The following is a 13186-nucleotide window of genomic DNA, read 5'->3' on the forward strand; positions in this document are numbered from 1 at the left end:
GTCAGTATAAAAAGAAGGCACCGCAAATGCGATGCCTTCTTTCCAGTTTATCAGATTAGCTCTTAGGCTCTGATTTCGAATCGTAACGCTTCTGCCATTCGGCGAGAATCGCATTGCGGTTATTGGCCGCGAACTCGAAATCGTTATCGATCATCTTCTCGGTCAGGTTTTCTGGGAAGAATTTGACCGGCTTGGCAACACCCGGATAGGCGACAACCGCATAGCCGGTGTTGTACATCACGTTGGCTTCCTTCGTGATGGTCCAGTCGACAAGGGTTTTCGCGGCATCGAGATTAGCCGTGCCAGCGACGATGGCGGTTGCCTCCATGTCCCAACCGACGCCTTCTTCGGGCACAATGATTTCAATAGGCGCACCGTCGGCCTTGGACTTGGCGCCGCGGAAAGCGAAGGAAATACCAATCGGGATTTCACCGGATGCCGCCAGTTTGCAGGGTGCGGAACCCGAATGGGTATAGCGTGCGATATTCTCGTGCAGCCCATCCATATACTCCCAGCCGCCTTCTTCACCGAACATCTGCAGCCAGCTCGACACGTCGAGGAAGCCGGTGCCCGAAGACGCCGGGTTCGGCATGATGACATGACCCTTATATTCAGGCTTCGTCAGGTCTTTCCAGCTTGTCGGTGCCTTAAGGCCAAGCTTTTCGCCTTCAATTGTATTGAAGCAGACGGCGGCAACCCAGGCATCCATTCCGGTCCAGGTTGGCGGGTTGCTCTTGTCGACGAATTTCTTGTCCAGATTCTCGACACCCTTCGGCGCGTAGGGTTCCAGCATGCCTTCGGACTTCATCAGCAGGAGCGACGTCGCCGCCAGCCCCCAGATGACGTCAGCCTGCGGATTGTTTTTCTCGGCCAGCAGTTTTGCCGTGATGATACCCGTTGAATCGCGGACCCAGTTGATCTTGATGTCGGGATGCGACTTGTTGAATTCTTCCGCGTAGCGTTTCAGGTCTTCCGCCTCGACGGCCGTATAAACAGTTAATTCTGCGGCCATGACGCTGTTCGCAACGAACAGCCCGGCAATCGCCGTTAAAGCCAATTTCTTAAATTGTATCATTTTGTCGCTCCCTCCTCTAAGAGATATGTCGAGAATTAAAATAGATCGCGTCCAAAAAATCCACAAAATTCCACAAAGATCCAAATTTAGAGCGCAATCGTTCGATACTCACTTCAATACTGGCGTAATGTTACAAATAGAAGAAATCTATTATATTTATGTATCTATAAATTAAAACGATACAAAGTGAAAGCGACGTAAAGCCGGTGAGCGTGATTTTATATTATATTATCATTAATTAGCGGGCCATGGCAGAGAATAAGTTTTCACATTGGTGAAAAACTTCATCGCCTCGAGCACGCCTTCCTTGACCCCGTTCCCCGAATCCTTGATGCCGCCGAACGGCGACATTTCAATGCGGTAACCCGGCTGTTCCCAGATATTCACCGTTCCCACATCCAACCCATCGACGAAACGCGTGATACGGTCGAGACGGTTTGTGCAGACGCCCGCGGAAAGGCCGAAGGGTGTCGAGTTGGATATCCTGATCAACGCCTCGTCATCGTTGGGCACGCGAACGATGGGAATGATGGGACCGAACGTCTCCTCGAAGACGAGTTCGCTGTCATGCGGGACATGATCAATGACGATCGGCGGCAGCAGCGCGCCGTTACGGCCCGGATGATAGAGAATCCTGGCCCCCTGCTTTTCCGCATCGAAAACACGATTTTCGAATGTTTCCGCCGCCTTTTCGTGAATGACGCAGCCCAGCTGGGTTTCCGGATCCTCAGGGTCGCCAAATCGAATTTTCTTCGCCTTTTCAAGGATATGCGGGACAATCTTATCGGCGACATTTTCCTGCACAAGGATACGCTTGATCGCCGTGCAGCGCTGGCCTGAATTGCCAGTTGCCCCGGCGACCGCGATTTCCGCCGCCTTGATCAGATCCTCGTCGCTCAGATCATCGAGGATGATCAGCGGATCGTTACCCCCGAGTTCCAGGGCGAGACGTTTATATCCCGCCTTTGCCGCAATCATCTTGCCGACCGGCACGCCGCCTGTGAAGGTGACGATATCGATATGCTCATTGATGATCATCTCCTCACCGATATGCTGCGGCCAGCCGGTGACAACCTGAAACATTTCCGGCGGCAAGCCCGCCTCATAGAGAATATCCGCAAGCGCTATGGCGGTGAGCGGCGTCTGCTCCGTCGGCTTGCAGACAACGCAGTTATTCGTGGCAATCGCCGGGGCAATCTTGTGCGCAACCATATTGAGCGGATGGTTGAACGGCGTGATCGCCGAAATTACGTTGACCGGTTCGCGTTTCGTATAGATTTTCCGAGCTTTTCCGTGGGGTGTGAGGTCGCAGGAGAAAATCTGTCCGTCATCGAGGATCGCCAGCTGACCGGCCAGCATGAAAACATCATAGGCCCGCCCCGTCTCATACAGCGCATGCTGGTGACAGATGCCGAGTTCGAGCGTGATGATCTTCGCGAGCTGTTCGCGCCGCGCCCTGATCAGTTCCGCCGCCCTGAAAAGGATCTGCTGGCGTTCATACCGCGTCAGCGTCGCCCTGTATTTCGCCGCAATCTCGAACGCCTCGCGCGCATGTTCGGCGTTTCCGGCGGGCACCGTCCCGATCACCTCATTGGTATAGGGATAGCAAACCTCGACGACATCCGTCGTCGTCACCTTGCGGCCGCCGATGCGCATGGATTCCGCGATTATCGGGCGCGCGGACCTGTTTGACGTCATCCTGTTCATTGGGCGGATTGCAGGGCGGCCGCCCGCGTCACGTAGTAATAGGCATCGAAGTTGCGAAGCGTCGGTGCCGCGGGCAGATCGGGCATCGCCACATTCAGGATAAAGGGCACGACCTGCTCGCTCAGCCCGCCATGGGAGCGAAGCGGCACTTCCAATCCGGAAAGATCGTGGCGGTCCGCTGACGTGCCGAGGACCTGATTCTCCCCGGAGATAATAACCAGATCGCCGATCCGGTCCGCCGGTAGCTGGAACCGTTTCGCAGCGGCCGCCTTGTCGAGCACGAGTTCGATTCCCTTTGTGCTTTTCAGCGTCGCAATGACCGCCGCCTGATCGACCCCCGGCTTGAGATAGGCCGTCGCGAAGGAGCCGAGCGCGCCATGATGCACGACATAGGGGTCGGTAATCGGCAGGATGACACGGCTGTTACCCTCGCCACATTCGCGATCCAGGAGATCCTGGAGATAAATTACATCCGGCGTGCCATCCGCCTTGTGCTTGGGTTTCATCCCATGGTCGGCGGTGATGATGATCGCCGCACCGAGAGCATCGAGCTGGCCTAGATAGGAATCGAACATCTCGTAAAAAGCATTGGCATCCGCTGTTCCCGGCGCCGCCTTGTGCTGCACATAATCCGTTGTCGTCAGATACATCAGATCCGGATTGAAGGAGGTCATCAGCTTGACCCCGGCATTGAAGACATATTCGGAAAGCTCGGCCGAGTAGACCGATGGCACCGGAATGTCGAGGCTGGTGGAGGCATTGTCAATTCCGTGCTCCGCAACCGTCGTCGTATCCGATTTCTCCGTCGAGAAGCAGACGGCGCGGCCGTCATCGAATTTCAGCCCATGACCCAGCAGCGCCCGAAGCTTGTCCTTCGCGGTGACGATTGCGATCCGCGCTCCGGCATCAAAAAAACTTTTGAAAATCGTCGGCACCCGAAGGAAGCGCGGATCATTCATCATGACCTCCTCCCCGGTCTCGGGATCGAGAAGGAAGTTGCCGCAAATGCCATGAACCGCCGGCGGCTGCCCCGTCGCGATCGACATATTGTTCGGGTTGGTGAAGCTCGGGATTACGCAATGGGCCAGATGCATTGTCCCCGTCTCCCGGATGCGCTTCATTGTGGGCATGACCCCGGCGTCAATCGCCGCATCGATATAGGCGGGTTCGCACCCGTCGAGGCAGATCACCACCGCTGTCCGGCCCGGAAACGGATAGCTCCTCTCGTTCACAGTCACGCCGGTTGAGGACATTTTGTTCATTGTGTCATAACTCCAGATTCTGACATTTTACGCCGCCAGGCGGGCGCGTTCCTTGAGGGCCTCTTCCGGCGGACAGGCACTGTCGACGTTCATCTCTTCAAGCGACTCGCGCGCCGCGTTAACGACCTGTCGCATCACATGCTCGTCAAGCCGTCCGATGCAGCCGACCCGGAAACTGTCGACCACGGTCAGCTTGCCGGGATAGATGATAAAGCCGCGCGCCTTCATGAGGTCGTAAAACCGCGGAAAGCTGAAATTCGGATGCGCGGGCGTGAAGAAGGTCACGATAATCGGCGAGAGCCAGCGGTCCTTGAGCAGGGTCTCGAAGCCAAGATCGCGCATGCCCGCAACCATCACATCGCGGTTGCGCTCGTAGCGGGCGAGGCGCGCCGGCGCGCCTCCCTCCTCCGCATGCAGTTCAAGCGCCTTCATGAAGGCGGCGACCGCATGGGTTGGCGGGGTAAATCGCCACTGCCCGGTTTTCTTGAAATTGGCCCACTGGGCATGGACATCAAGACTGAGAGAGTGGCTGTTGCCTTTCGCCGCCTCCAGTTCCGCAATCCGAGCAATGATAAATCCGAAGCCGGGCACGCCTTCAATGCATTTGTTGGCCGAGGAAACCATCGCCTCATACCGGAGGTCGCGAACGTCGAGCGGCAGCGCGCCGAAGGCACTCATGGAATCGATCAGCAGCTTGCGACCGGCGGCCGCGACAACCTCCGATATTTCCTTTACCGGATTGAGAATGCCGGAACTTGTCTCGCAATGGACGAGCACGACATGGGTAATCGCCGGGTCGGCCGAGAGCGCCGCCGCCACCTCGTCGCCCCGCGGCGGCATGTAATCGCCCTTGTCGATGACCACATGATCCCGTCCGAGATAATGGAGCGTTTCAACGATACGCTTGCCATAGGCGCCATTGACCAGCACCAGTGTCCTGCTATCGTGACCGAGAAAAGACCCCAGCATCGCCTCCACGGCGAAGGTGCCGCTTCCCTGCATGGGAACGCAATCGAACTCCCCGCCGTCATCGCCGGCGATGGCGAGCAGTTTTTGACAGAGCGCCGCCGTCATGGCGCGAAAATCACCGTCCCATGAGCCCCAGTCCTTGAGCATCGCCTCCTTCACCTCAAAGGCGGTCGTCAGCGGACCCGGCGTCAGCAAATAGGGTTCTCCCATTCGCGGGGAGGCAAACGCCCCACTGGGCACGTTATCCCGATCCATGACCATCTCTCCCGACACACATGCAAAAATTTTATTTAAGGGTGATCCGGAATCTAATCGGCAGCGTAACATCTGTAAAATCGTTATTTAAAATCGACATATAAATTTGAACGATACATTAAGAGAATGTATAAGTACTGGTCTATATGACCTTCCAAACGGGATTGGGTAAAACATGCGGTATGTTCAACTTCGCGCCTTCCACTTCGTCGCCACGCAGGGCGGATTCTCGAGAGCGGCCGAAGCCTTGTCTTTGACACAGCCCGCCATTTCCGACCAGGTCCGCAAATTAGAGACCGAATATGACGTTTTGTTGTTCAATCGTCAGAAAAAGCAGGTCACGCTTACGGAATTCGGCAAAAAGCTCCTGGAAATCACCCACCGGCTTTTCGATGTGGAGCATCAGGCGCATGTACTGCTCTCGGAATCCCGCGCGCTTGGCTCGGCGAAGCTGCGAATCATTGCCGACTCCGTTCAGCATCTCCAGCCGGTTCTCGGCCCCTTCCGGAGAAAATATCCGGGCGTGTTCATTTCCGTCAGCACCGGCAACACCTCGGAAATTATCGAAAAGCTGTGCAGCTATGACGCCGATGTTGGTGTGCTCGGAGAGATTCCGGAATCCCGGGATTTTGATATCGTCAAACTCAGCTCGACCCCGATCATCGCCTTTGCCGCGAAAGACAGCCGCGCGGCGAAGCTCGCCTCCATCTCGCTACAGGAACTGGCGCGCCAGCCGCTTGTGCTCCGGGAAAAAGGATCGAAAACCCGCCAGAAACTGGAACAGATCGCGGCATCTGCGGGCATCACCTTGAAACCGTCGATCGAAGCGGCCGGCCGTGAAGCCATCCGCGAGATCGTCGCCAGCGGCGCCGGCATCGGCATCGTCTCCGAAGCGGAGTTCGGTTTCGACGAGCGACTTTGCAAAATTCCCATTTCAGGATGCGAGCCATTGATGGATGAAGCGCTGATCTGCCTCAAGGAACGCAGCAAGGGCAACCTTGTCAGCGCCTTCATGAAAATGGCGCGAGATACGGCAGAACTGGAAATCGCCTAGTTTGCTGTGGCCGCCCGATCGATCACCCGTTGTAGCATCGGCGCATAATGCGTGAAGGTCGGGGTTTTCTTGCCCGGAACCTTGCCCAGATCATCCCATTTACGAACCTGGACAATCGCCTCTATATCGGCATTTTCCGCAAATCTCCTGGCCTGTTCCTCCGTCATCGGGCCGCCCTGCAGCTTGAGGCTGAGGACCGAGGCATCGGATAGGTTCGCGAAATATTCCGGATCCGCCGCGCAAAGATAGCGCTTAGCGGAAACATGATGGCGCACGCAGTCTGTCACGAGCTTCGGGAAAAACGGCGCCAGAACCGCCGCGCCGGCCCGATCATGATGGCTGTCAATACCAAGATCCGCCGCATTGTCGGGAAATTCGTTTGTGAAATGGCCGATGTCGTGAAGCAGTGCCGCGACGATCAGCTCCTCACTGGCCCCTGAGTCCTCGGCAAGCTGCGCCGTCTGGAACATATGTTCCGAGATTGTCACCGGTTCGCCCAGATACTCCTCCGCCCCCCGGCGGTCGAAAATGTCGCCGATGAACGCGACAATATTGTCCTTGTTGAGTTTCGAATAATCAGGCTTTGCCATTCTTGTCTCTTTCCTGAGGGTCGTCAGATTTTTATCCGCAGCATCTTCGGATCATAGAGCGGCCCGAGATGAACCTGGCAGGGGACCCGCGTCAAGGCGACATCGAGTTCATAATCCCCGCCGCGGACGAATTCCGCATCCACGCCCGCCGCATTACGGATATAGCCGTAGCCGATCGATTTTGCAATTGTATGCCCATAGCCCCCGCTGGAGAGCCAGCCGACCCGTTGGCCGTTGCGATAGATCGTCTCACGGCCGAACAGCATGATGTCCGGGTCTTCCACCGTGAAGCAGGAGAACATTTTTTTAACGCCTGTCTGCTTCTGTTTTTCGAGCGCGGCACGGCCCTTGAAATCAATGTCCGCCTTCAGTTTAGCCGCCCAGCCGAGCCCCGCCTCAAGCGGCGTATGATCCGGCCCGATATCGGCGCCCCAGGCCCGGTATCCCTTCTCCAGTCGGCAAGATTCGATTGCACGGTATCCCGCGTTGACAAGGCCGAGATCCTTTCCGGCTGTCATCAGCGCATCGTAAACCGCCGCCGCGTTTTCAACGGGCATATGCAATTCCCATCCAAGTTCGCCGACATAGGTGATGCGCAGCGCCCGGACCGCGCATCCGGCAATCTTGATAGACTTGAAGGTGCCGAAGGGAAACGCGTCGTTGGATACGTCATCCGACGTCACACGTTCCAGTATTTTCCGCGCCTCCGGCCCCATCAGCGACTGGACGGACATGGTCTCGGTGATATCTTTCAGCGTGACCTTCATGCCGTCCGGGATGTTCCGTCGGATCCAGTCAAAATCATGGGTCGCGAAACCGGTGCCGGTAACGATGTAATAGTCATCCGCCGCGATGCGCGCCACCGTCAAATCACATTCGATCCCGCCCCTGTCGTTCAACATCTGGGTATAGGTCAGCGATCCTGCAGGCTTGGCGACGTCATTCGCCGCAATCCAGGAAAGCGCCGCTTCGGCATCCGGGCCTTGCAGCGCAAATTTCGCGAAGGATGTCTGATCGATGAGGACCGCCGCTTCCCGCACCGCCTTATGCTCACGCGCAACGGCGTTGAACCAGTTGGGCCGGGAAAAGCTGTAGATATCCTCCGGCACCTCGCCCGAGGAAAGATCGGCAAACCAGTTCGGCCGCTCCCACCCGAGTTTCTCGCCAAAACAGGCCCCCGCATCCTGCAACCGTTTATAAAGCGGCGACGTCCGGTAGGGACGCCCGCTTTTATGCTCCTCCAGCGGCCAGGCCATGGTGTAATGCTTACCATAGGCCTCGACAGTGCGTTTGCGGATCCAGTCGGTATCGAAATGCGGCCGTCCGAACCGGCGGATATCTGCGGCCCAGAGATCATAGGGCGGCTCCCCCTTCGCGACCCATTCGGCGAGCACCATCCCCGCCCCGCCGCCCGAGGCGATGCCAAAGGCGTTGAACCCGGCGCCGACGAAGAAGTTTTTAAGCTCCGGCGCTTCGCCGAGAATGAAATTTCCGTCCGGCGTGAAGCTTTCCGGCCCGTTCACAAGTTCCTTAATCCCCGCCCTCTCCAACGCCGGAACGCGCCCGAGCGCTTGCTTCATCATGGGTTCAAAATGCTCGAAGTCGGAGGGAAGCAGGCTATAGTGAAAATCCGGTGGAATACCATCAAGTGCCCAGAGGATCGGGTTCGGCTCATACCCGCCCATGACGAGGCCGCCAACCTCCTCCTTGTAATAGGTGAGCCGATCCGGATCACGCAGCGTCGGCAGGTCGCGCGGCACGCCGTCAATGGCCTCGGTGATGATATATTGATGCTGCACCGGGACGAGCGGCACATTCACGCCAAAGCGCCAGGCGAATTCCCGCGTCCATTGACCGGCACAACAAATTACGATCTCACATTCAATAAATCCTCTATCTGTCTGAACCCCTTTTATTTTGCCGTCTTCAACCCGGATATCCTGAACGGCGGTATCCTCGAAAATCGACGCCCCAGCCATCCGCGCGCCCTTCGCCAGCGCCTGGGTGATATCAGAGGGGTTTGCCTGCCCGTCCGTCGGCAGGAAGGCCGCCCCGATAACATCCTCCACCGTCATCAATGGCCAAAGGTCACGCGCTTCAGAGGGCGACAGGAGCTGCATCTCGAGACCGAAGGATTGCGCAGTCGTTGCCTGTCTTTTCACTTCCTCCCAGCGGGCTTCGTTGCAGGCCAGGCGCAGCCCGCCGTTCATCTTCCATCCCGTGCCAAGCCCGGTCTCCTCCTCCAGCCGGTTGTAGAGATCAACGGAATAGCCAAGGAGTTCCGTGATATTGGCATTGGACCGGAGCTGGCCGACCAGTCCCGCCGCATGAAAGGTGGTGCCGGATGTCAGCTTCTTGCGCTCCAGCAGGACCGTGTCGGTCCAGCCCAGCTTCGCGAGATGATAGGCGGTCGAGCAGCCAACGATCCCACCGCCGATCACCACTGCCTTCGCTGTCTTGGGGAGTTCTTTCATTCCGGCCCTCACATCTGCCTAAATTCGTCAAAGGCGCCCTCGAAACGCGCCATGTTTTCCGCCGTATAGCCGGCATAGTCGAAATCGAGCGTCGAATGAATTTCGGAGACCATGCTCCACATGGTTTCGCGTAGAAGAGACGCCACCTTCATCGCCTGATAGCGTTTCCAGAGCGCGGAATCGATGGCAGCGTCGAAATAGGTCTCTAAAAGCGCCCGTTCCCCGTCTTCAGGGACATCATTGTTGGAGGCGAGCCCGCCGAGATCAAAAAGCGGCGTATTGAAGCCCGCGTAATCCCAGTCTATCAGCCAGAATTTTTTCCCGTCGTCCAGAAAATTAGCGGCCAGCAGATCATTATGGCCGAAAACCCGGCCAAAGGGCACGGCCGCGCTTTCAAGCGCCTTACAGGAATTAAGAAGCGCCCGAAGCCTATCGCAATACCGGCTCTCTCCTTCCTGCAACGTCTTCGCATAGTCGCGAATGATTTGAAAGGCATTGAAATTCGCGACAGGCCCCTCAAGATGCGCCGGGATGTCGCGGTGGCAGGTTTTTATCAGGGACACAATCCGCTCGAGGACGGCCGGGTCACGAATATCCTCAGGCGCAAGTGTCCGACCCTCAATATAGTCAAGGATCAAGACGCCCGGTCCATGATAGAGAACCGCCGGGGATATCCCGGCGGCATGGGCAGCCAGGCTTGCTGCCAACTCGTTTGATCGGGAGACATGATGAACGGGAATATCCTCGCCAAGGCGCACCACAGCCCGCTGCACCGTGTCCGTCACCAGAAAATTCCGGTTGGTTATGCCGCCGCTCAGCGGTTCGATCCGTATCCGCCCCTTCCAGATCGGAATTCCGGCGATTATCTCTTCCGCTGTCGGCATTATATCTTTCCGTCCATCCACCCCTGAAATAGTTCCCGGAGCAGGATAATGACGTTTTCCCCTTCCGCAACAGCGAATCTGACCTGTCTCGAGAATGCCGGAATTGGATTGCCCTCTCGCCATGGCGAAAGTCCGTTTGCAGGAAATCAGTTGGTCATGCCGTCGCTAGAGCTGCGTGAGGCCATGCTTTTCCAGAAGTTCCACCAATAACTTCCCCGCGTTTTCACGGTGAATTCGGTGAAGCCGGCGCGCCTCCTCCGGCTGCTTTTTTAAAATTGCGTCGACGACGCTGGCATGATCCTTATTTGATTGCAACGGCAAGGGCCGCAAACGCAGGGTGAGCATGCGCACCCTGTGGGACTGATCGATAAATCGGTCCACAAGCTCTATCAATCGCTTGTTGCCACTCATGGCAACCAGCTGACGATGAAAGGATTCATCGGCATCGGCCCAGCCCTGCAAATCCTGTTTCTCCAGCGCCTGGCCCATTTTTTCGACACTCTCCAGCAGTTTCTGGATTTCAGAATCATCATGATCCAGAGAGGCCGCCTGCCATGCGGCCGTCGATTCCAGGCCCGTCAGCAAGGCATAAATTTCCCGCATGTCGGATACGGAAATCGGTTTCACCTTCATGCCGTGACGCGGGCGGACCTCCACCAGCCCTTCGGCTTCGAGTTTCATCATGGCTTCGCGCGCCGGTGTCCGGCTTATATCAAGCAAGTCTGCAATTTCGCCTTCCATCAGCTGATGGCCCGCCGGAAGTTCGTTTTCCAATATCATGCGTTTAAGCTCGAGATAGGCTTGCTCCGCAATCGAAATCTTTGGTGCCTTGCTTGTTCCTTTCAATTCTTTCAAAGCCACTACAATCACCGCTCCTGACTATCTATTTTTTGCCTCACTAACCCAAAGTATGCTTATCGAAGACTGATTTTGACAGCTTTTTCATTTGAAACATACGATGCTTCCGCAATTTCCACATTTGCAAGATATTCTTTTGCCGTGTTCATCAGCTCTGTCCCGTAAAGAAGATGATCGACCACATGCCGTTGCAGTGAATACACGCAATCTCCGCCGAAGTCCCGGTCAATCCAGTCATAGGAGATCTCTTTGCCTTCATTTTGGCCGTGATCCCGCCAGAACAACTTGCCGTTTCCATCGAGCGTAAGGGTCCCCCTCTCCCCCTCTATCTGCATTTCGCCCATGGTCAGCCGCCGGTTGTCAGCGCGATGATCGCTCAGGCGGTTGCCATCGAACAGACCCTTGGCGCCGCTTAGAAAATCAAAAATGATGATCCCGGCATCCTCTCCCTTGATGACCGGATTCACCCGGCGCAGATCGGCATAAACAGCGCCGATTTCACCAAATAGATATCGGAATACATCGACCAGATGAACCGCCGTTTCGTGCACCAAAAACCGCTCCATTTCCTGGAAATACGGTTGCCGGTCCAGATAGGCGGACGGGCCCTGTCCATCTCCCGGCCGCAATGCGAAGGAAATCTCATAGAGTTGCCCGAAACTGCCCGCATCAAGTATTTCCTTGATCTTCCGGTACCAGGGCTGAAAGCGGAAATTCTCGTGCACGATCACCTTGCCGCCTTTTGCCTCGATTAAGGCGACGAGTTTGCGGGCTTCGGTTACAGAAGACGTAAACGGTTTTTGGCATATGGCATGAATGCCAAGCTCCACAGCCGTCGTCACATAATCCACATGGGTCACCGGCGGCGTTATGATATCAACCAGATCTGGCTTCTCAACTTCGAGCATCTGTCGAAAGTCTGTATAGACATTGTTGATGCCATATTGATCCGCTAATTCCTCAGCCGTAGACAATGTGCGATTACAGACCCCAACGAGTTGCACTTCCGGAATTCGGTCCCAGGCGGCATATTGAAATCGGCTGAAATATCCCGTTCCAACAGCCGCGACTTTTATCTTATCCATGACGTTTCGGTCCCTCAAATTGCCAGTGAACCGGCGCATATCCTTTCACCGGAGACTTGAATCTATAAACGCAATCATCGAGAAGGCATCCCAAATATCCTGTCGATAAATCCGCCCCGCCAAAGGCCAGGCTTGATATGTTTTTAAGTTTTTCGCTTTGGGCATTATCGAGATGTGGCCGCCCCATCTGTCCGGACAGAAACGCTTCTTCCACCCAATCGAGATGCTCGGGGCGACAATCTTCTAAAATGACCTCACTCCGGCCATCAGGCGCGATGCGAATAACCCGATTGCTCACGATGGAGGTAATCCAGATCCCGCCCTTTTCATCAAATGTCATGCCATCGGGATAGGTGCCATGGACGAATTCCTGGATAACCGTCTTGTTGGAAAGATCACCATTCTCGGAAATATCGAAACTGACCAATTGACGGGAAAATGTTTCATTCACAAATAATCTGGTTCCATCCGGATGGACAAGGCACTCATTCGTATAGCCAAGGTTATCCGCGACAATGCGCGCCTGACCCTTTTCTATCAAAATGACAAAGCCATCCCTGACCGACTGATTATACCCCAATGACCGCGGGATATGGCGTGTACTGATGGTCGCCCATATTCTGCCTTTTTTGTCCAGGTGCACGTAGTTGCTGGGAGGCAGGGGAACCCCATCCACCTCCGTACAAAGGGCCGTCGTCCGACCGTCCTCGGCAATGCGATAGAGCCCCCCGTCCGTATCGCCAAGATGCGCAATCAGGAAGGCCCCGTCGGGCATCAGGCAAATGCCGTTGGGGCGGAGGTCAAAACCCGGTTCGTCCGGAAGCAGCCACCAGCTTGAGCCATCCGTTTCCGTGACGGCAACGCCACCGCGCCAATCCGCCGTATAAATCCGGCCGTTTGCCGTCGTCAATACGCATTCCGGGCGGTTCAACCCGCTGCCAACTCGTCCTATTTCAGCCAAGCTCATCATGAT

General features: G+C 56.1%; 11 protein-coding genes. 1 reads left to right on the forward strand and 10 read right to left on the reverse strand.

Annotation, left to right across the window (positions count from 1 at the left end):
- Positions 1-55 precede the first annotated feature (55 nt).
- From GQF03_RS02155 to GQF03_RS02170, 4 genes are all read right to left on the reverse strand, one after another.
- Positions 56-1072: a putative 2-aminoethylphosphonate ABC transporter substrate-binding protein gene (locus GQF03_RS02155; RefSeq protein WP_380742585.1), complete on the reverse strand. Its 1017-nt coding sequence runs from the start codon at positions 1070-1072 to the stop codon at positions 56-58.
- A gap of 237 nt (positions 1073-1309) precedes the next feature.
- Complete coding sequence (gene phnY, locus GQF03_RS02160) at positions 1310-2773, reverse strand: phosphonoacetaldehyde dehydrogenase (RefSeq protein ID WP_161337545.1); 1464 nt, start codon at positions 2771-2773, stop codon at positions 1310-1312.
- Between the two features lie 5 nt (positions 2774-2778).
- Positions 2779-4044: a phosphonoacetate hydrolase gene (gene phnA, locus GQF03_RS02165; RefSeq protein WP_161337546.1), complete on the reverse strand. Its 1266-nt coding sequence runs from the start codon at positions 4042-4044 to the stop codon at positions 2779-2781.
- Positions 4045-4071: 27 nt separating this feature from the next.
- Positions 4072-5268, reverse strand: coding sequence for a 2-aminoethylphosphonate--pyruvate transaminase (locus tag GQF03_RS02170; RefSeq protein WP_206376097.1), 1197 nt, complete (start codon positions 5266-5268; stop codon positions 4072-4074).
- A 175-nt stretch (positions 5269-5443) separates the two neighbouring features.
- Here GQF03_RS02170 and GQF03_RS02175 point away from each other — a divergent pair, with 175 nt between their 5' ends.
- Positions 5444-6322, forward strand: coding sequence for a LysR substrate-binding domain-containing protein (locus GQF03_RS02175; RefSeq protein ID WP_161337547.1), 879 nt, complete (start codon positions 5444-5446; stop codon positions 6320-6322).
- Here GQF03_RS02175 and tmpB read toward each other — a convergent pair.
- From tmpB to GQF03_RS02205, 6 genes are all read right to left on the reverse strand, one after another.
- The gene (tmpB, locus tag GQF03_RS02180; protein WP_161337548.1) at positions 6319-6912 is read right to left on the reverse strand and encodes a (R)-1-hydroxy-2-trimethylaminoethylphosphonate oxygenase; all 594 of its coding nucleotides are present in this window, start codon (positions 6910-6912) and stop codon (positions 6319-6321) included. The genes GQF03_RS02175 and tmpB overlap by 4 nt on opposite strands.
- Before the next feature lie 23 nt (positions 6913-6935).
- The gene (locus GQF03_RS02185; RefSeq protein WP_161337549.1) at positions 6936-9386 is read right to left on the reverse strand and encodes a GcvT family protein; all 2451 of its coding nucleotides are present in this window, start codon (positions 9384-9386) and stop codon (positions 6936-6938) included.
- Between the two features lie 8 nt (positions 9387-9394).
- Complete coding sequence (locus tag GQF03_RS02190; RefSeq protein ID WP_161337550.1) at positions 9395-10270, reverse strand: choline/ethanolamine kinase family protein; 876 nt, start codon at positions 10268-10270, stop codon at positions 9395-9397.
- Between the two features lie 165 nt (positions 10271-10435).
- Positions 10436-11131 carry an FCD domain-containing protein gene (locus GQF03_RS02195; protein WP_206376098.1) on the reverse strand — a complete coding sequence of 232 codons (696 nt, stop codon included), beginning with the start codon at positions 11129-11131 and terminating at the stop codon, positions 10436-10438.
- Between the two features lie 53 nt (positions 11132-11184).
- Complete coding sequence (locus GQF03_RS02200; RefSeq protein ID WP_161337551.1) at positions 11185-12213, reverse strand: Gfo/Idh/MocA family protein; 1029 nt, start codon at positions 12211-12213, stop codon at positions 11185-11187.
- On the reverse strand, positions 12206-13183 hold the full coding sequence (locus GQF03_RS02205) for an SMP-30/gluconolactonase/LRE family protein (RefSeq protein WP_161337552.1): 978 nt from the start codon (positions 13181-13183) through the stop codon (positions 12206-12208). Before GQF03_RS02205 ends, GQF03_RS02200 begins: the two co-directional genes overlap by 8 nt.
- Between the last annotated feature and the right edge of the window lie 3 nt (positions 13184-13186).

The organism is Sneathiella chungangensis (assembly GCF_009882935.1).
Lineage (GTDB): Bacteria > Pseudomonadota > Alphaproteobacteria > Sneathiellales > Sneathiellaceae > Sneathiella > Sneathiella chungangensis.

What these genes read in the sequence shown, in the direction of transcription:
- phnY (WP_161337545.1), bottom strand. Translation starts at nt 2,773, where the DNA reads ATGACGTCAAACAGGTCCGCGCGCCCGATAATCGCGGAATCCATGCGC.
- phnA (WP_161337546.1), bottom strand. Translation starts at nt 4,044, where the DNA reads ATGAACAAAATGTCCTCAACCGGCGTGACTGTGAACGAGAGGAGCTAT.
- GQF03_RS02170 (WP_206376097.1), bottom strand. Translation starts at nt 5,268, where the DNA reads ATGGATCGGGATAACGTGCCCAGTGGGGCGTTTGCCTCCCCGCGAATG.
- GQF03_RS02175 (WP_161337547.1), top strand. Translation starts at nt 5,444, where the DNA reads ATGCGGTATGTTCAACTTCGCGCCTTCCACTTCGTCGCCACGCAGGGC.
- tmpB (WP_161337548.1), bottom strand. Translation starts at nt 6,912, where the DNA reads ATGGCAAAGCCTGATTATTCGAAACTCAACAAGGACAATATTGTCGCG.
- GQF03_RS02185 (WP_161337549.1), bottom strand. Translation starts at nt 9,386, where the DNA reads ATGAAAGAACTCCCCAAGACAGCGAAGGCAGTGGTGATCGGCGGTGGG.
- GQF03_RS02190 (WP_161337550.1), bottom strand. Translation starts at nt 10,270, where the DNA reads ATGCCGACAGCGGAAGAGATAATCGCCGGAATTCCGATCTGGAAGGGG.
- GQF03_RS02200 (WP_161337551.1), bottom strand. Translation starts at nt 12,213, where the DNA reads ATGGATAAGATAAAAGTCGCGGCTGTTGGAACGGGATATTTCAGCCGA.
- GQF03_RS02205 (WP_161337552.1), bottom strand. Translation starts at nt 13,183, where the DNA reads ATGATGAGCTTGGCTGAAATAGGACGAGTTGGCAGCGGGTTGAACCGC.